Source organism: Sodalis sp. RH16, assembly GCF_047324245.1.
Classification (GTDB): Bacteria; Pseudomonadota; Gammaproteobacteria; order Enterobacterales; family Enterobacteriaceae; genus Acerihabitans; species Acerihabitans ligni.
The window spans coordinates 3252618-3270121 of the sequence record NZ_CP178737.1 but is presented as its reverse complement, the minus strand read 5'-3'; the positions used below and the strand labels follow the sequence as shown (position 1 = coordinate 3270121).

Below are 17504 nucleotides of genomic sequence, written 5' to 3'. Positions count from 1 at the left end.
CAATCTTCAGGGTAGCGATGCTACCCTTTTTTCCCGGAGTTTTTATGTCTATAAATTGGGACTGGGGCATTTTTTTTGAGGCCGCTCCATTTGGCAACACCACGTATCTCGGCTGGTTATGGTCGGGATTTAAAATGACCGTCGCGGTCTCTTTTTGCGCCTGGATTATCGCGCTGCTGGTGGGATCGCTGTTCGGCATCCTGCGCACCGTGCCAAACCGTTTCCTTTCCGCCTTGGGCACCTGTTATGTGGAGCTTTTTCGCAATGTGCCCCTGATCGTGCAATTTTTTATTTGGTATCTGGTGGTGCCGGAATTATTGCCGGCGAATATCGGCATGTGGTTCAAATCAGAGCTCAATCCGAATATACAATTTTTCGTCTCGTCAATGGTTTGCCTGGGACTGTTTACCGCCGCCCGCATTTGCGAGCAGGTGCGCTCCGGCATCCAGTCCCTGCCGTCGGGCCAGCGGGCCGCCGGGCTGGCCATGGGACTGACCCTGAGCCAGACCTACCGCTATGTGTTGCTGCCCAGCGCCTATCGGGTCATCCTGCCGCCCATGACGTCGGAAATGCTGAATCTGGTAAAAAACTCCTCCGTGGCCTCCACCATCGGCCTGGTGGAAATGGCGGCGCAGGCCGGCAAACTGCTGGATTATTCCGCCCATGCCTATGAATCCTTCACCGCCATTACGGTGGGCTATCTGATCATTAACGCGGTTATTATGTTTGCCATGTATCTCCTTGAGAAAAAAGTGCGTTTGCCCGGCCATATAGGAGGTAAATGATGTATCAATTCGACTGGAGTTCCGTTGTTCCCAGTTTGCCCTATATGCTGCAGGGTATGGCGATAACGCTGAAGATCACCGTTACCGCGGTCGTGGTCGGCATTGTCTGGGGCACCATCCTGGCGGTCATGCGCCTGTCGCCGTTCAAGCCCATAAGCTGGCTGGCTAAGATTTACGTTAACCTGTTCCGTTCCGTGCCCTTGCTGATGGTGCTGCTGTGGTTTTACCTGGTGGTGCCCAGCTTCCTGCAAAGAGTCATGGGACTGTCGCCGAAAACCGATATCCGGCTGATTTCGGCCATGGTGGCGTTTTCCCTGTTTGAAGCCGCCTATTATTCCGAAATTATCCGCGCCGGCATCATCAGCGTCGCCCGCGGACAGGGCTCCGCCGCGCTGGCGCTGGGCATGACCCATTGGCAATCGATGCAGTTGGTGATACTGCCCCAGGCGTTCCGGGCCATGGTGCCGCTGCTGCTGACTCAGGGTATCGTACTGTTCCAGGATACCTCGCTGGTTTACGTGTTAAGCCTGGCGGACTTTTTTCGCACCGCGACGTCGGTGGGCGAGCGCGACGGCACCCAGGTGGAAATGATACTGTTTGCCGGGGCGGTTTATTTTGTCATCAGCCTGAGCGCTTCTCTGCTGGTGAATTATCTGAAGAAAAGGACGGTTTGATGATTTCCCTGAAAAATATTTCAAAATGGTATGGTCACTTTCAGGTTCTGACCGACTGTTCAACCGAAGTGCAAACCGGCGAGGTCGTGGTGGTTTGCGGTCCTTCGGGTTCGGGCAAATCCACCTTGATTAAAACCGTCAACGGCCTCGAGCCCGTCCAGCAGGGAAAAATCCAGGTCAATGATATCGTGGTGAATGACCGCCATACCAATCTGGCGCAATTACGCGCCAAAGTGGGCATGGTATTCCAGCATTTTGAGCTGTTTCCCCATCTCTCCATTATCGAAAACCTGACCTTGGCGCAAATAAAAGTGCTCAAGCGCAATAAAGACGCCGCGCGGGAAAAAGGGCTGAAATTGCTGGAGCGCGTCGGCCTGTCCGTACAGGCCGATAAATATCCCGGCCAGCTGTCCGGCGGCCAGCAACAGCGGGTGGCCATTGCCCGCGCGCTCTGCATGGACCCGGTGGCGATGCTGTTTGATGAACCGACCTCGGCGCTGGATCCGGAGATGATAAACGAAGTGCTGGATGTCATGGTGGAGCTGGCCCACGATGGCATGACCATGATGGTGGTCACCCATGAAATGGGCTTCGCGCGCAAAGTGGCCAACCGGGTGATTTTCATGGATGAAGGCCGGATAGTGGAAGACACGCATAAGGAGGCGTTCTTCCAGCATCCGCAAACCGATCGCGCCCGGGATTTCCTGGCGAAAATCCTTCACTGATCTCAGGCGGCCAGGGACGGCAGCCTTGAAAACCCAGACGTCGACGTTCCAAGGGAAATCGCTTCGCATGGACCTCTAGAACGGCCGCCGCTGAAACTGATCAAAACCGCACTCCGGACACAGCGGCAGCACTTCCGGCGTGTAAACCGGCAGGGTGTGATGGCACCGCTCGCACACCAGATTGCCCAGCCCCACTACCTCGCCGCTGGTATAGACGCCGTGATGTGATACATCCTTAAAGATTTCCTGCCACTCAAGCTGGGTCTTATCGGTGATATCCGCCAGCTCCTGCCACAGGCTCTCTTTTATTACCCGGGTAAAAACGCTATCGGTGTTTTCCGCGCGGCTTTCATCATAGCTGCGGGCAAACTCTTCCAGGTCGCGGCGAACCGCCCGGGTCAGACTATCCACTTCGGCGGGGGTCAGATCCCCCGCGGCGATAAGCCGCCGGTGACCATCCGCCACCAAGGCATCGATATCCCGTTCGCCCTGCTCCAGTTGGTGACTAAGGGAGGCCAGTAATTCCCGGTAATATAGCGCAACGTTATCCATCATTAGCTCCTCGTCTCAGCCAATCCGGTCTGTCATGCTCCGCTGGCCGAACCGGAATAGGTATTGTGCCGATAATTCTAGCTCATGGCGGCAAACTCATCCGGCATAAAGCCGGCGGCAGGGAAATATTTTGCTCCAATGACACCTATTGTGGCAGAAATACGCCTCTGGGCTGCGGCGGGTGTTGTTGCCACTGTTGCTTATCAGCTATGCTATGCGGATCTTTGGTTAAGAACGTCCGATAAAAAATACGGGCGTAGCTGTATTTCACTATAGGACCACTGGCTGCCATGCAAGAGCAATATCGCCCGGAAGAAATCGAACCCCACGTCCAGCGTCACTGGCATGATCACAACACCTTCAAAGTCACAGAGGATAGCAGCAAGCAAAAATACTATTGCCTGTCCATGCTGCCCTATCCTTCCGGCCGCCTGCATATGGGCCATGTGCGCAATTACACCATCGGGGACGTCATTTCTCGCTATCAGCGCATGCTGGGCAAAAACGTGCTTCAGCCCATCGGCTGGGATGCTTTCGGTCTGCCGGCGGAAGGCGCGGCGGTGAAAAACAATACCGCGCCGGCGCCCTGGACCTATGCCAATATCGATTACATGAAAACCCAGCTTAAACTGCTGGGATTCGGTTATGACTGGGACCGCGAGGTCACTACCTGCCGTCCGGAATATTATCGTTGGGAACAGTGGTTCTTCGCCCGGCTGTATGAAAAAGGGCTGGTCTATAAAAAGACCTCCGCGGTGAACTGGTGCCCCCACGACCAGACGGTACTGGCCAACGAACAGGTTATCGACGGCTGTTGCTGGCGCTGCGATACCAAGGTGGAACGCAAAGAGATTCCGCAATGGTTCGTAAAAATCACCGCTTACGCGGACCAGCTGCTTTATGACCTGGACAAGCTGGAGAGCTGGCCTGAGCAGGTGAAAACCATGCAGCGCAACTGGATCGGCCGCTCCGAGGGGGTTGAAATCTGTTTTGACGTCGAGGACGGCGGCGAAAAGCTGTCGGTGTATACCACCCGTCCCGATACGTTCATGGGTGTTACCTATGTCGCCATCGCCGCCGGCCACCCGCTGTCGCTGCAGGCCGCCGCCGCCAATCCGGCCCTGGCGGCTTTTATCGCCGAATGCCGTAATACCAAGGTGGCGGAAGCCGACATGGCCACCATGGAGAAAAAAGGCATGGAAACCGGCCTGTTCGCCATTCATCCGTTAAACGGCGAACGGGTACCTATTTGGGTCGCCAATTTCGTGCTGATGGACTACGGTACGGGGGCGGTGATGGCGGTGCCGGGCCATGACCAGCGCGACTGGGAATTCGCCACCAAATACGGGCTGTCCATCAAACCGGTGATCCTGGCGGCGGACGGCAGCGAACCGGATCTCGTGGCGCAGGCCATGACGGAAAAAGGCGTGCTGTTCAACTCCGGCGAATTCGACGGCCTTGATTACGCCGCCGCGTTCAATGCCATCGCCGATAAGCTGGTGTCGCTGGGCGTTGGCGAGCGCAAGGTGAATTATCGCCTGCGGGATTGGGGCGTCTCCCGGCAGCGCTATTGGGGCGCGCCGATTCCGATGGTCACATTGGAAGACGGCACGGTCATCCCGACGCCGGACGATCAATTGCCGGTACTGCTGCCGGAAGATGTGATCATGGACGGCATCACCAGCCCGATAAAGGCCGACCCGCAGTGGGCGAAAACCACCGTGAACGGCAGGCCGGCATTACGTGAAACCGATACCTTCGACACCTTTATGGAGTCATCCTGGTATTATGCCCGCTATACCTGCCCGCACTTTGACACCGGTATGCTGGACCCCGCCGCCGCCAATTACTGGCTGCCGGTGGATCAGTATATAGGAGGCATCGAACATGCCATCATGCATTTGATGTACTTCCGCTTCTACCATAAATTGCTGCGCGACGCCGGGCTGGTGAATTCCGATGAACCCGCCAAGCGCCTGTTGTGCCAGGGCATGGTGCTGGCGGATGCGTTTTATTATACCGGCGCCGGCGGCGAACGCGTCTGGGTCTCGCCGGTGGATGTGACGGTGGATCGGGATGAAAAAGGCCGTATCGTCAAAGCCGTCGACCCCGAGGGCCGCGAGCTGGTTTATGCCGGCATGAGCAAGATGTCCAAATCGAAAAACAACGGCATCGATCCGCAGGTCATGGTGGAAAAATACGGCGCCGATACCGTTCGCCTGTTTATGATGTTCGCCTCGCCGGCGGAAATGACGCTGGAGTGGCAGGAGTCCGGCGTTGAAGGCGCCAACCGTTTTCTCAAACGCGTATGGAAACTGGTTTATGATCATGCGGCGGCGGGGCCCGCGGAGCCGTTGGACGTGAGCGCCCTTACCGACCTGCAAAAAGAGCTGCGCCGCGATCTGCATAAGACCATTGCCAAGGTGACCGATGATATCGGCCGGCGTCAAACCTTCAACACCGCCATCGCCGCCATTATGGAACTGATGAACAAGCTGGCGCGGTTACCGCAGGACAGCGGACAGGATCGCGCGCTGCTGCGGGAAGCGCTGCGGACGGTGGTGCGCATGCTTTATCCCTTTACCCCCCACACCAGTTTCGTCCTGTGGCGGGAACTGGGGGGCGAAGGGGATATCGACAACGCGCCCTGGCCGGTTGCCGATGACAGCGCCATGGTGGAAGATGCCAAACTGGTGGTGATTCAGGTCAATGGTAAACTGCGCGGCAGAATTACCGTGCCCGCCGATGCCGACGAGGCATTGGTACGTGAACGCGCCGCCCAGGAACATCTGGTGGCAAAATATCTTGAAGGGGTCCAGGTACGTAAAGTCATTTATGTACCGGGCAAATTGCTTAACCTGGTTGTAGGTTAAGACAAGGAGGCTTTGTGCGACATCGGATGAAGGCATTATTGCTGGGGTTTGCGGTGCTGGTCACCGCGGGCTGCGGTTATCATTTGCGCGGGACGGGGGCTCATACCATGGTCCCCAATGATTTGAAGACATTAACCCTGAACAGTTACGATCCCTATGGTCCGCTGACGCGGGCGGTGCGATCGGAATTACGGCTTAATGACATGAAGATAGTCAACGACTCCGTGGCCAAAAGCCGGCTGTTGCCTTCATTACGCATAACCGGCGCCAGCGAAAGCCAGGAGACGGTGTCGGTATTCCAGGACGGTAAAACCGCCGAATACCAATTGGTGCTGGATGTGCAGGCAACGGTGCTGACGCCGGGCAAAGATCTCTTCCCCATCAGTATCAGGGTGTTCCGCTCGTTCTTCGACAACCCCCTGACCGCCCTGGCTAAGGATAATGAAAGCGATATTATCCGGCAGGAGATGCGTGAACAGGCGGCACAGCAGCTGGTGCGCAGGCTTTTGGCGGTTCATGCCGCCGAGGAGGCCAGCAAGGAGCAGGCCGATAAACAGGCGAGCATCACCCTGCAAAAAGCCTTGGCGGCGCAGGAAGCGCAATGATCAAGCTTTACCCCGAGCAGCTCGGCGCGCAGTTGCAGGAATCGCTGCGCGCCTGTTATTTGCTGTTCGGGAACGATCCGCTGCTGCTGCAGGAAAGCCACGATGCGATACGCCGCCAGGCGGAATCCCAAGGCTTTTGCGAACATCTTAGCTTTACCCTGGATGCGTCCGTGGACTGGGACGAGATTTTCAGCCTTTGCCAGGCAATGAGCCTGTTCGCCAGCCGGCAGACCTTATTGCTGATACTGCCGGACAACGGGGCCAACGCGGCCTTGGGCGAAAAACTGGCGCAATTGTCCACGCGGCTTCATCCGGATCTGTTATTGATGCTGCGGGGGACCAAATTAACCCGCGCCCAGGAAAACAGCGGCTGGTACAAGGCGCTCGCCCGCGATGGGGTCTATGTGGCCTGCATGACGCCTGAGCAGGGACAGCTGCCCCGCTGGACTGCCTTGCGGGCCAAGGCGATGCAGCTCAACCTGGACGACGCCGCGAATCAATTGCTCTGTTACTGCTATGAAGGCAACCTGATGGCATTGTCCCAGGCCCTGGAACGCCTTTCGCTGATTTATCCCGACGGCAGCCTGACGTTGCCGCGGGTGGAAACCGCGGTTAACGACGCGGCGCACTTCACGCCGTTCCACTGGGTGGACGCCATGCTGGCGGCGAAAAGCAAACGGGCCGGGCATATACTCAGGCAGCTGCGGCAGGAAGCCTGTGAACCGGTGATTTTATTACGCAGCCTGCAGCGAGAGGTGATGTTGTTACTGACAATTCAACGGCAAATGCACCAGTCGCCATTGCGCTCCTTGCTTGATCAGCACAAGGTCTGGCAGACCCGGCGGCCGCTGCTGACGGCGGCTTTGCAGCGGCTGTCGCCACGCCGGCTGCATCAGGCGGTGTCGCTTATGACCGCCATTGAGATAACACTCAAGCAGGATTATGGCTATCCGGTCTGGTCCGATCTGGAAACCCTCTCGCTGCTGCTATGCGGTAAAATCACCGCCGGAACGCCGATCAATGTCTGAAACCGTCACCCAGCCCTTGACCGCCCCGCCCTTGACGGCAATGTTCGGCGGCACGTTCGACCCGATACATTACGGCCATATCAAACCGGTTATCGCCCTGGCGAAACTGGTGGGGCTTAAACGCGTTACCCTATTGCCGAACAATGTCCCGCCCCACCGTCCGCAGCCGGAGGCCAGCGCCCAGCAGCGGCTGGCCATGGTGCAAATGGCACTGGCGGATATCGGCGGCTCATTGTTCGATATCGACGACCGTGAACTGCGGCGCGATAACCCCTCCTGGACCGTGGACACCTTCGAAACATTGCGCCGGGAGCGAGGCCGCACCGCGCCGCTGGGGTTTATCATCGGACAGGATTCCCTGCTGACCCTGCCTCAATGGCACCGGGGACTTGAATTATTGGACAAGTGTCACCTGTTGGTTTGCGCCCGCCCGGGTTATGGGGCTAAAATGTCCACACCGGCATTGCAGTCCTGGCTTGAGGCGCGCCTGACCACCGATGTCGGTCAATTGCAAACGAAACCCGCCGGGCTTATCTATTTGGCGCCCACCCCGCAATTGTCAATTTCAGCCTCGTTAATCCGGGAACGGCGCCACGAGGGCCTGCGTTGCGATGATATGCTGACGCCGTCGGTTCAGCGATATATTGACGAACAGGGCTTATATCTCTAGTGTGCCGCCCGTGTTATACTGCGCGGCTTATTTCGCGGTTAAGCACCAGCCGATCCCAGTCAGTAATCGGGCAGGAATCAACCCATTGAATTGCGATGTCCTACATGTGTTCCACAGGGCAGCGGATGCGAAGCACACCGAAGGGGGAACCTTTGCAAGGTAACACGCTCAAAGATTTCGTCATTGATAAAATTGATGATTTGAAAGGCCAGGATATTATTTCCCTGGACGTACGGGGTAAATCCAGCATCACGGACTGCATGGTGATCTGTACCGGCACCTCAAGCCGCCATGTGATGTCCATCGCCGATCACGTAGTACAGGAGTCCCGCACCGCGGGCCTGATGCCGTTAGGGGTAGAGGGCGAAAAAATCGCCGACTGGATCGTGGTGGATCTGGGGGATGTCATCGTGCATGTGATGCAGGCGGAAAGTCGTCAGCTTTATGAATTGGAAAAACTCTGGAGCTGATCGGTGAGACTTCAGCTGATCGCGGTGGGCAACAGGATGCCGGATTGGGTACAAGCCGGGTTTATGGATTATTTGCGCCGCTTTCCGAAAGACATGCCGTTCGAACTGACGGAAATCCCGGCCGGCAAACGGGGTAAGAACGCCGATATCGGCCGGATTTTGGAAAAAGAAGGCGAATTGATGTTGGCCGCGGTAGGTAAAGGCAATCGCATCGTGACGCTGGATATCCCCGGCACCCCGTGGGAGACGCCATTCCTGGCGCTTCAACTGGAACGCTGGAAGCAGGACGGCCGGGATGTCAGCCTGTTGATTGGCGGTCCCGAAGGGCTGGCCCCGGCCTGCAAAGCGGCGGCGGAACAGAGCTGGTCGTTATCGCCGTTAACCTTGCCTCACCCCTTAGTCCGGGTGTTAGTCGCGGAGAGCCTGTATCGTGCCTGGAGCATTACCACCAACCATCCTTATCATCGGGAATGATCCGGTGAAGATGCAACTTGAAAGCTATTGAGTATAATCTCGCGGAATGAAAATAGATCATAACCCCTTTCGCGACTATTCGGCTGAGTCGGCACTGTTCATTCGCCGCGCGCTGGTGGCATTTTTAGGTATCCTGCTATTAAGCGGGATTCTGGTGGTCAATCTTTACCATCTGCAGATTACCCGTTTTGAGGATTACCGCACCCGGTCCAACGAGAACCGGATCAAACTGGTGCCCATCGCCCCCAGCCGCGGTATCATTTACGATCGCAACGGCATTCCGCTGGCGCTGAACCGCACCATTTACCAGCTCGAGCTGATGCCTGAAAAAGTCGACGATCTGCAGGGCACCATCAAGGCCCTCAGGCCCATTGTCGATCTCACCGACGACGACATCGCCAATTTTCAAAAAGAACGTAAACGATCCCATCGTTTTACCTCGATACCGCTTAAGGTTGGACTGACCGACGTGGAGCAGGCCCGTTTCGCCGTGAATCAGTTCAATTTCCCAGGGGTGGAAGTCAAAGGCTACCAGCGCCGCTATTATCCTTATGGATCCGCCCTGACCCACGTCATCGGTTACGTTTCCAAAATCAATGACAAGGACGTGGAGCGACTGGACAAAGAAGGCATCCTGGCGAACTATGCCGCCACCAACGACATCGGTAAACTGGGTATCGAACGGTATTATGAAAGCGTCCTGCACGGCAAAACCGGTTACGAAGAGGTGGAAGTCAATAATCGCGGCCGGGTTATTCGCCAACTGCATGAACAGCCGCCGCAAGCTGGCAAGGACATTTACCTGACGCTGGATTTGCACCTGCAAATCTATATCGAGCAACTGCTGGCGGGCAGCCGGTCGGCGGTGGTGGTGGCGGACCCCCGCGACGGCGGCATCCGCGCGCTGGTGTCCAATCCCAGTTACGATCCTAACCTGTTCGTGGACGGCATCTCCGGCAAAGAGTACCGGAGTTTGCTGGAGGATGAAAACCGGCCGTTAATCAATCGCGCCACTCAGGGGGTCTATCCTCCGGCCTCGACGGTGAAGCCCTATATATCGGTGTCTGCCATGACCCTGGGCGTCATCAACAAAAACTTTACGCTGTTCGATCCCGGCTGGTGGCAGTTGCCCGGCTCGGATAAGCGCTATCGCGACTGGAAAAAATGGGGACACGGCAAGCTTAACGTCACCAAAGCCCTGGAGGAATCGGCGGATACCTTTTTCTATCAGGTGGCTTATGATTTGGGTATCGACCGGCTTTCGGAATGGATGTCGAAATTCGGCTACGGCTCGTTAACCGGCATCGACCTTTCGGAAGAGCGCGCCGGGGTCATGCCGACCCGTGAGTGGAAACTGCAGCGCTTTAAAAAACCCTGGTATCTTGGCGATACCATCCCGGTGGGCATCGGGCAGGGCTATTGGACCGCAACGCCGATTCAGATGTCCAAGGCGCTGATGTCCCTTATCAATGATGGCGCGGTGCGGGTCCCCCATCTGCTGTACAGTACCCGAGAGAACGGTAAGCTGGTTCCTTACCAGCAGCAGGAACATGTCCAAATCGGCGATCCTCATTCCGGTTATTGGGAAATTGCCAAAGACGGTATGTTCGGGGTGGCCAACCGGCCGAACGGCACCGCCCGCAAGAATTTTGCCGATGCGCCTTATAAGGTGGCGGCCAAATCAGGCACCGCCCAGGTTTACGGCCTGAAGGCCAATGAGGTCTATAATGCGCATAAAATTGCCGAGCGCCTGCGCGACCATAAATTGATGACGGCATTCGCGCCTTATGACAAGCCCGAGGTGGCGGTGGTGGTGGTGCTGGAAAACGGCGGGGTCGGTCCGGCGGTGGGGACTATCACCCGCCAGATCCTTGATCATATCATGTTGGGCGACAACACGATTAACTTACCGGCCGAGCAGCCCGCTCCGCCCGGTACCGAAGGTGATTGAACGACATGACGGATAATCAGCAAAACGGGACGTTCTGGGCCAAGCTCCATATCGATTTGCCGTTTCTTCTCCTTATCATGCTGCTGCTGGGCTACAGCGCCATCGTTATATGGAGCGCCAGCGGCCAGGATGTGGGCATGATGGAACGCAAGATCGGCCAGATCGTGATGGGCCTGCTGATCATGCTGGGGCTGGCGCAGGTGCCGCCCCGGGTTTATGAGGCATGGGCCCCCTATTTATATGTTATCAGCCTGGTGCTGCTGATGCTGGTGGACGCTTTCGGCCAGGTCAGTAAAGGGGCCCAGCGCTGGCTAGATTTAGGCTTCGTGCGGTTTCAGCCTTCGGAAATCGCTAAAATCGCCGTGCCGCTGATGGTGGCGCGTTTTATCAATCGCGACAGCTGCCCTCCCTCGCTGAAAAATACCGCCATCGCCCTGGTACTGATTTTTGTACCGACCCTGCTGGTGGCGGCACAGCCCGATCTGGGCACCGCCATATTGATTGCCGCCTCGGGGCTGTTTGTCCTGTTCCTGTCCGGGATGAGCTGGAAGCTTATTATCCTGGCGGCGCTGCTGGTGGCGGCCTTTATTCCCATACTGTGGTTCTTTTTGATGCATGATTACCAGCGGGAGCGGGTAATGATGCTGTTGGATCCGGAAACCGATCCACTAGGGGCGGGCTACCATATCATCCAATCCAAAATCGCCATCGGTTCAGGCGGCTTAAGCGGCAAAGGCTGGCTGCAGGGCACCCAATCCCAATTGGAGTTCCTGCCGGAACGCCATACCGATTTCATTTTCGCGGTACTGGGAGAAGAACTCGGACTGATTGGCGCTCTGGTGTTATTAGGTCTATATCTATGCGTAATCATGCGCGGACTGGTGATTGCCGCCAAAGCGCAAACCACCTTTGGCCGCGTAATGGCGGGGGGGCTGATGCTGATTCTGTTCGTTTATGTCTTCGTGAATATCGGCATGGTAAGTGGTATCTTACCGGTGGTCGGCGTGCCGCTGCCCCTGGTAAGCTACGGCGGCTCGGCCCTGATTGTGCTTATGGCGGGGTTTGGTATCGTCATGTCGATACATACTCATCGGAAGATGCTGTCTAAAAATTTATAGAGGTGAGCAATGCGGAAGGAATGGCACTGGATCGGCGTGATTGGGCTATTGCTCACGGCATGTACCACGACCACTGAAACACCGCAGCAATCCTCCGCACCGGCCTATAACGGCCCGGTAGTGGAAATCAGCGGCGTGGAGCCGCGCTATGAACCCTATAACCCCAATACCGGCCAAGACTACGAGATGGGCGGCAAGACCTACCGTATCGTCAAAAATCCGCAGAATTTCAGTGAAACCGGGCTGGCCTCCTCTTATGGCGCCGAGCACAACGGCACCACCACCGCCACCGGCGAACCCTTCGATGCGCAGGCCCTGGCCGCCGCGCACCCGACCCTGCCCCTGCCAAGTTATGTGAGGGTGACCAATCTGAGCAACGGCCGCCAACTGGTGGTGCGGGTCAACGATCGCGGGCCCTATACGCCCGGACGGATTATCGACCTGACGGAGGCCGCCGCCGAACGGCTCAATATCTCCAATCAAACCACGGTCAAGGTGGATTTCATCCAGGTCGCCCCGGACGGCACGTTGTCCGGGCCGGGCACCATCGGCACCGTGGTGGCCAAACAGAACTATGCGCTGCCGCCCCGCCCGAACCTGGATGCCCCGTCGCCGGGCGCGATGCAGTCGTCCGCCCCCGTGGATGATACGCGCGTCGCCTCGGGAACGGCGCCTGCGCCGGCTATCCGCCCGGTGGCGGACCCGGTGCCTGCCGAGCCCGATATGGCCCCCGCGCCGTCCGCTTCCGGCTCCGGCAGCGGTTTTCTGGGCAGGCCCACCCCGCTGCCGGCCGGCGTAGTGGAGTCTGATGAACCAGCCCCCGCCGCACCGCAGCCGGCCGCGACTTACCAGCCGTCCCATACGTCCGCCGCGCCGGCCGCAACCTATACGCCGTCCCATGCTCCCGCCGCCCCGGCCGCGACCTATACGCCGTCCCATGCTTCCGCCGCCCCGGCCGCGACCTATACGAAGACCCATGTCTCCGCCGCGGCGACTGCCCCGGCATCCGGCCGCTACGTGGTACAGGTGGGCGCGCTGGGGGATAAACAGCGCGCGCTGGCCTGGCAAAAGACCCTCGGCGAGCGTTTTGGCGTTCCGGGCAAAGTGACCGCCAACGGCAACCTGTATCGGGTCCAGCTCGGCCCGTTCAGCAGCCGCCAGCAGGCCGCCGCGCTGCAGCAGCGGTTAACCAGCGAAGCGCAGCAGCAGTCGTTTATAACCGCCGCGCCGGAGTAAATGCGGCGCCGTTTCCCGGCCGAAGCCCAACCCGGCGCTGGATCCGGCCGGGCCGCGGCGGCGGGGGTTTTAATGCCCGGAACCCTGAAACATTCTTAAAAGGTTCTCCTTTACCAGAGAATCGATTGTCTGGTGCCGCTCTTTTATACATCTGCTATAGTGTGGCACGATTTCAACTTACTCCCATGGATGCTGTTGTCCTGACATGAATAAAGAAATGACCCACCTTTTATTCAAGCGCTTAGCGTTAAGTACCGTCATTGCGTTGATCCCCCTGGCACACGGCCAGGCGGATGATGTGAATCTCAAAACCATGATTCCCGGCGTACCGCAAATTGATGCTGAATCCTATATCCTGATTGACTACAACTCCGGCAAGGTATTGGCTGAGCAGAATGCCGACAGCCGGCGCGATCCGGCCAGTCTGACCAAAATGATGACCAGTTATGTCATCGGCCAGGCGATCAAGGCGGGCAAAATCTCCCCCAACGACGTCGTCACCGTGAATAAGGATGCTTGGGCGACCGGTAACCCGGTATTTAAAGGTTCGTCATTGATGTTCCTCAAACCGGGGGATCGCGTCCCCGTGGCTCTGTTAAACCGGGGGATCATCCTTCAGTCGGGCAATGACGCCTGCGTTGCCATGGCGGATTTTGTCGCCGGCAGCCAGGATGCCTTTGTCAGCCTGATGAATAATTACGTCACCGCCCTGGGCCTGCCCAATACGCATTTTGAGACGGTGCACGGCCTCGACGCGCCGGGCCAGTTCAGCTCCGCCCGGGATATGGCGATGATCGGCAAAGCGCTTATCCGCGACGTGCCGGATGAGTATGCCACCTATAAAGAACGGGAATTTACCTTCAACAATATCCGTCAATTGAACCGTAACGGTTTATTGTGGGATACCAATTTGAACGTGGACGGTATCAAAACCGGCCATACGGATTCCGCCGGTTTTAACCTGGTGGCTTCAGCCACCGACGGCCCGACGCGGCTGATTTCCGCGGTGATGGGCGGCCATTCCCCGAAGGGACGCGAAAACGAAACCCGCAAATTGCTGACCTGGGGGTTCCGTTTCTTCGAAACCGTGGCGCCGTTGAAAGCCGGTAAAGAATTTGCCTCCGAGCCGGTCTGGTTCGGCGATACCGATATGGTCAAGCTGGGCGTGGATAAAGATGCCTATCTCACCATTCCCCGCGGCCGCATGAAAGATCTTAAAGCCAGCTATACCCTGGACAAGACCGAGCTGCACGCGCCGCTGGCCCTGAATCAGCAGGTGGGCACCATCAATTTCCAGCTCGACGGGAAGACTATCGATCAGCATCCCCTGGTGGTGCTGAATGAAGTAAAAGAAGGCAATATCTTCAGCCGGATGGTGGATTATATCAAACTGATGTTCCATCACTGGTTCGCGTAACGGAAGCATTCCTTGTCAGGCTTAAAGCCTCCGCCGTATAATAGATCCAATTGTTAACACACCCGCTATCGCGGGTGTGTCATTTTTGTATTCCTGCATACCGCCTCTGGGTTTTGCCGGGATATATACGCTATCCGGAGCGCTAATGAAAACCAAACTGAATGAACTGCTCGAATTCCCCTGCCCGTTCACCTATAAAGTCATGGGCGTCGCGCGTCCCGAGCTGGTTGACGATGTGGTGGAAGTGGTGCAGCGCCATGCGCCCGGCGATTATATCCCTGAGGTCAAACCGAGCAGCAAGGGCAATTATCACGCGGTTTCCATTACTATCACCGCTACGCATATCGAGCAGGTGGAGGCGTTGTATGAGGAATTGGGCAAGATCGAGATGGTCCGCATGGTTTTGTAAACGGGGAGCTGCCTGTGTCATCGGATAACATCATTATTCGCCAGTTGGATCTGCAGCCCTATGACGTGGTGTCGCAGGCGATGCATGGCTTCACCAATCGCCGCGGCTCTGACACGCCGGATGAAATCTGGCTGGTGCAGCATCCCCAGGTCTTCACCCAGGGACAGGCCGGCAAGGCCGAACATATTCTGCAGCCGGGAGCCATTCCTGTCATACAAAGCGATCGCGGCGGCCAGGTCACCTTTCACGGCCCCGGACAGCAGGTTATGTACGTATTGCTCGATCTGAAACGCCGTAAACTCGGGGTCAGGCAACTGGTCACTCTACTGGAAGACACGGTAGTGGCGACGCTGGCCCGCTTTGATATCAGCGCCCGCGCCCGTGCTGATGCGCCGGGGGTCTACGTGGGGGATGCCAAAATCTGTTCCCTGGGGCTGCGCATCCGCAAAGGCTGCTCTTTCCACGGCCTGGCGTTGAATATCGCCATGGATCTCTCGCCGTTCCTGCGCATCAACCCCTGCGGCTATGCCGGATTGCGCATGACCCAGGTAAGCGACTATGTCCCCGGAGTGCAAACGGCCGACGTCGCGCCGGTGCTGATTGAATCTTTTCTCGCCTTGTTAAAGGATCCCGCCGCCGAGATCCTGCCATGGCGTAGGGAAGATTACCCAACAGAGCCTGAAGTGCATGCACCGCCGGCGTCAAACATGTTATAATTTTTGACGTTTTATCAAATAAAGTTGAACAACCACGTAACAGTCCGGATGAAAAGGTTCATTTCGGTACTTTGGGGACGGGATCCGCTACATTATGACTAAACCGATACAGATGGAACGCGGCGTTAAATACCGTGACGCCGACAAAATGGCCTTGATTCCGGTTAAAACCGTGGCGGTTGAGCGGCAAGAGCTGTTGCGCAAACCGGAATGGATGAAGATCAAACTGCCGTCGGATTCCACGCGTATCCAGGGAATAAAGGCCGCGATGCGCAAAAACGGTCTTCACTCAGTCTGCGAAGAAGCTTCCTGTCCTAACCTGGCGGAGTGTTTTAATCACGGCACCGCCACCTTTATGATCCTCGGCGCCATCTGCACCCGCCGGTGCCCCTTCTGCGATGTGGCCCATGGCCGGCCCACGGCGCCGGACGCCGGCGAGCCGGAAAAACTGGCCCAAACCATCGCGGAGATGGGTCTGCGTTACGTGGTGGTGACCTCGGTGGATCGCGACGATTTACGCGATGGCGGCGCCAGGCATTTTGCCGATTGCATCAGCGCCATCCGGGCCAAAAACCCCACCATCAAAATCGAAACGCTGGTGCCGGATTTTCGCGGCCGCATGGATCGCGCGTTGGAAATCATCAACACCTCGCTGCCGGACGTCTTCAACCATAATCTGGAAAACGTGCCGCGGCTTTATCGCCAGGTGCGCCCCGGCGCCGACTACTCCTGGTCCCTGAAGCTGCTGGAGCGCTTTAAAGAAGCGAATCCGGAACTGCCGACCAAATCCGGACTAATGGTAGGACTCGGCGAAACCAACGAAGAAATCATTGAAGTCATGCGCGACCTGCGCCGTCATGGCGTGACCATGCTGACGCTCGGCCAATATCTGCAACCCAGCCGGCATCACCTGGCGGTGAAGCGTTATGTCAGCCCGCAGGAGTTCGACGACATGAAGGGGGAAGCATTGGCGATGGGCTTTACCCATGCGGCGTGCGGTCCTTTTGTTCGTTCGTCTTATCACGCGGATTTGCAGGCCAAGGGAATCGAGGTGAAGTAACCGTCGTCCTTTGCATAAAGGACAACAGCGGTTATTTCATTAGGCGGTGTAGCATACAGCAGGCACGCCGAAAAGGATGGGCGAAGCGACCATCCTTTTTACCAGCTCGCCTTAGTCTTTATGGTGTTCTGTTACCTGAGGAGCCACCGGTTCTTCAGTTTGCGTTTTCTGCGCGGTCGGCTCATCGCTGTTCATGGCCTTTTTGAACCCTTTGATAGCCGCCCCCAGATCGCCGCCGAGGCTGCGCAATTTATTGGTACCGAACAGCAGCACAATCAAGGCGCCGATAACTAATAATTTGGTAATGCTTAAACCTTCCATAATCACCTTCTTGATTAACGCTTGCTCATAAAACCAGCGAACTTACAGTCTAACGCTTTTTACCGTTATTATCGCCCTATTACAAGAGATATCTGTAACAGATTTACATACGTAACGGTAAATACGCCCGGATCGGTATGATACCGACCCACCACTGTTACCTACCGTACCAGCAATTGCGGGGCGGCGAAACAACGATTTTCCAATACCGGCGGCATTCGCCAGCCTAACTCCTTGGGCGCCCCTCAGTAAGCACCCCCTCCTATGCTATAGACAATTTTTATGTATAATGATTGCAGGAGATGGCATTCCTCCTTTAACCGCCGTTTCGGCTGATGATGTCTACGTTAACCTGCTGGCAAGGGGGGACGTAGCGTCATGTTCGCCTTTGTGAGCTTTCATTCCCCCAATCATGAAAGG

General features: G+C 56.9%; 18 protein-coding genes and 1 riboswitch. Of the genes, 16 read left to right on the top strand and 2 right to left on the bottom strand.

Annotation, left to right across the window (positions count from 1 at the left end; all coding sequences use genetic code 11):
• Nucleotides 1-44: 44 nt before the first annotated feature.
• The 3 genes from ACL2XJ_RS15045 to ACL2XJ_RS15035 are packed head-to-tail and all read left to right on the top strand — an operon-like array spanning nt 45 to nt 2184.
• Nucleotides 45-785, top strand: a complete 741-nt coding sequence (locus tag ACL2XJ_RS15045) for an amino acid ABC transporter permease (protein ID WP_132922830.1) — start codon at nt 45-47, stop codon at nt 783-785.
• Entirely contained in the window at nt 785-1459 is a 675-nt protein-coding gene (gene gltK / locus ACL2XJ_RS15040) for a glutamate/aspartate ABC transporter permease GltK (RefSeq protein ID WP_132927841.1), read from the top strand. The genes ACL2XJ_RS15045 and gltK overlap by 1 nt, the downstream gene beginning before the upstream one ends.
• On the top strand, nt 1459-2184 hold the full coding sequence (locus ACL2XJ_RS15035; RefSeq protein WP_413723691.1) for an amino acid ABC transporter ATP-binding protein: 726 nt from the start codon (nt 1459-1461) through the stop codon (nt 2182-2184). The genes gltK and ACL2XJ_RS15035 overlap by 1 nt, the downstream gene beginning before the upstream one ends.
• A 75-nt stretch (nt 2185-2259) precedes the next feature.
• Here the strand turns inward: ACL2XJ_RS15035 and ACL2XJ_RS15030 are convergent, their stop codons facing one another.
• Nucleotides 2260-2736 carry a zinc ribbon-containing protein gene (locus ACL2XJ_RS15030; protein WP_132927842.1) on the bottom strand — a complete coding sequence of 159 codons (477 nt, stop codon included), beginning with the start codon at nt 2734-2736 and terminating at the stop codon, nt 2260-2262.
• Nucleotides 2737-3026: 290 nt separating this feature from the next.
• On the opposite strand from ACL2XJ_RS15030, the gene leuS reads away from it, so the two are divergent.
• From leuS to lipA, 13 genes are all read left to right on the top strand, one after another.
• Complete coding sequence (gene leuS / locus ACL2XJ_RS15025) at nt 3027-5609, top strand: leucine--tRNA ligase (protein WP_413723690.1); 2583 nt, start codon at nt 3027-3029, stop codon at nt 5607-5609.
• Between the two features lie 14 nt (nt 5610-5623).
• On the top strand, nt 5624-6214 hold the full coding sequence (lptE, locus tag ACL2XJ_RS15020) for an LPS assembly lipoprotein LptE (protein WP_132922835.1): 591 nt from the start codon (nt 5624-5626) through the stop codon (nt 6212-6214).
• On the top strand, nt 6211-7242 hold the full coding sequence (holA, locus tag ACL2XJ_RS15015) for a DNA polymerase III subunit delta (RefSeq protein ID WP_413723689.1): 1032 nt from the start codon (nt 6211-6213) through the stop codon (nt 7240-7242). Before lptE ends, holA begins: the two co-directional genes overlap by 4 nt.
• Nucleotides 7235-7912, top strand: coding sequence for a nicotinate-nucleotide adenylyltransferase (gene nadD, locus ACL2XJ_RS15010; protein ID WP_243701447.1), 678 nt, complete (start codon nt 7235-7237; stop codon nt 7910-7912). The genes holA and nadD overlap by 8 nt, the downstream gene beginning before the upstream one ends.
• Nucleotides 7913-8064: 152 nt before the next feature.
• Nucleotides 8065-8382: a ribosome silencing factor gene (rsfS, locus tag ACL2XJ_RS15005; protein ID WP_132922837.1), complete on the top strand. Its 318-nt coding sequence runs from the start codon at nt 8065-8067 to the stop codon at nt 8380-8382.
• 3 nt (nt 8383-8385) lie between these two features.
• Complete coding sequence (gene rlmH, locus ACL2XJ_RS15000) at nt 8386-8856, top strand: 23S rRNA (pseudouridine(1915)-N(3))-methyltransferase RlmH (protein ID WP_413723688.1); 471 nt, start codon at nt 8386-8388, stop codon at nt 8854-8856.
• Nucleotides 8857-8902: 46 nt separating this feature from the next.
• Nucleotides 8903-10807, top strand: coding sequence for a peptidoglycan DD-transpeptidase MrdA (mrdA, locus tag ACL2XJ_RS14995; protein ID WP_413723687.1), 1905 nt, complete (start codon nt 8903-8905; stop codon nt 10805-10807).
• Between the two features lie 5 nt (nt 10808-10812).
• Entirely contained in the window at nt 10813-11925 is a 1113-nt protein-coding gene (gene mrdB, locus ACL2XJ_RS14990; protein WP_132922840.1) for a peptidoglycan glycosyltransferase MrdB, read from the top strand.
• 9 nt (nt 11926-11934) lie between these two features.
• Nucleotides 11935-13161, top strand: coding sequence for an endolytic peptidoglycan transglycosylase RlpA (rlpA, locus tag ACL2XJ_RS14985; protein ID WP_413723686.1), 1227 nt, complete (start codon nt 11935-11937; stop codon nt 13159-13161).
• Between the two features lie 205 nt (nt 13162-13366).
• Entirely contained in the window at nt 13367-14578 is a 1212-nt protein-coding gene (gene dacA / locus ACL2XJ_RS14980; protein ID WP_413723685.1) for a D-alanyl-D-alanine carboxypeptidase DacA, read from the top strand.
• Between the two features lie 145 nt (nt 14579-14723).
• Nucleotides 14724-14987, top strand: coding sequence for a DUF493 family protein YbeD (gene ybeD, locus ACL2XJ_RS14975; protein ID WP_132922843.1), 264 nt, complete (start codon nt 14724-14726; stop codon nt 14985-14987).
• A 14-nt stretch (nt 14988-15001) separates the two neighbouring features.
• Nucleotides 15002-15703, top strand: coding sequence for a lipoyl(octanoyl) transferase LipB (gene lipB / locus ACL2XJ_RS14970; RefSeq protein WP_413723684.1), 702 nt, complete (start codon nt 15002-15004; stop codon nt 15701-15703).
• A 94-nt stretch (nt 15704-15797) separates the two neighbouring features.
• Nucleotides 15798-16763 (top strand): lipoyl synthase, encoded by a 966-nt coding sequence (gene lipA / locus ACL2XJ_RS14965; protein WP_413723683.1) that lies wholly within the window; start codon nt 15798-15800, stop codon nt 16761-16763.
• A 111-nt stretch (nt 16764-16874) separates the two neighbouring features.
• Here lipA and tatE read toward each other — a convergent pair whose 3' ends face one another.
• Nucleotides 16875-17084 (bottom strand): twin-arginine translocase subunit TatE, encoded by a 210-nt coding sequence (tatE, locus tag ACL2XJ_RS14960; RefSeq protein ID WP_132922846.1) that lies wholly within the window; start codon nt 17082-17084, stop codon nt 16875-16877.
• A gap of 289 nt (nt 17085-17373) precedes the next feature.
• Nucleotides 17374-17436: riboswitch (Fluoride riboswitch) on the top strand.
• The last annotated feature ends 68 nt before the right edge of the window (nt 17437-17504 follow it).

Coding starts and splice junctions, on each gene's coding strand:
- mrdB (WP_132922840.1), top strand. CDS start 10,813: ATGACGGATAATCAGCAAAACGGGACGTTCTGGGCCAAGCTCCATATC.
- dacA (WP_413723685.1), top strand. CDS start 13,367: ATGAATAAAGAAATGACCCACCTTTTATTCAAGCGCTTAGCGTTAAGT.
- nadD (WP_243701447.1), top strand. CDS start 7,235: ATGTCTGAAACCGTCACCCAGCCCTTGACCGCCCCGCCCTTGACGGCA.
- ACL2XJ_RS15035 (WP_413723691.1), top strand. CDS start 1,459: ATGATTTCCCTGAAAAATATTTCAAAATGGTATGGTCACTTTCAGGTT.
- mrdA (WP_413723687.1), top strand. CDS start 8,903: ATGAAAATAGATCATAACCCCTTTCGCGACTATTCGGCTGAGTCGGCA.
- tatE (WP_132922846.1), bottom strand. CDS start 17,084: ATGGAAGGTTTAAGCATTACCAAATTATTAGTTATCGGCGCCTTGATT.
- gltK (WP_132927841.1), top strand. CDS start 785: ATGTATCAATTCGACTGGAGTTCCGTTGTTCCCAGTTTGCCCTATATG.
- rlpA (WP_413723686.1), top strand. CDS start 11,935: ATGCGGAAGGAATGGCACTGGATCGGCGTGATTGGGCTATTGCTCACG.
- holA (WP_413723689.1), top strand. CDS start 6,211: ATGATCAAGCTTTACCCCGAGCAGCTCGGCGCGCAGTTGCAGGAATCG.
- lipA (WP_413723683.1), top strand. CDS start 15,798: ATGACTAAACCGATACAGATGGAACGCGGCGTTAAATACCGTGACGCC.
- leuS (WP_413723690.1), top strand. CDS start 3,027: ATGCAAGAGCAATATCGCCCGGAAGAAATCGAACCCCACGTCCAGCGT.
- ybeD (WP_132922843.1), top strand. CDS start 14,724: ATGAAAACCAAACTGAATGAACTGCTCGAATTCCCCTGCCCGTTCACC.
- ACL2XJ_RS15045 (WP_132922830.1), top strand. CDS start 45: ATGTCTATAAATTGGGACTGGGGCATTTTTTTTGAGGCCGCTCCATTT.
- ACL2XJ_RS15030 (WP_132927842.1), bottom strand. CDS start 2,736: ATGGATAACGTTGCGCTATATTACCGGGAATTACTGGCCTCCCTTAGT.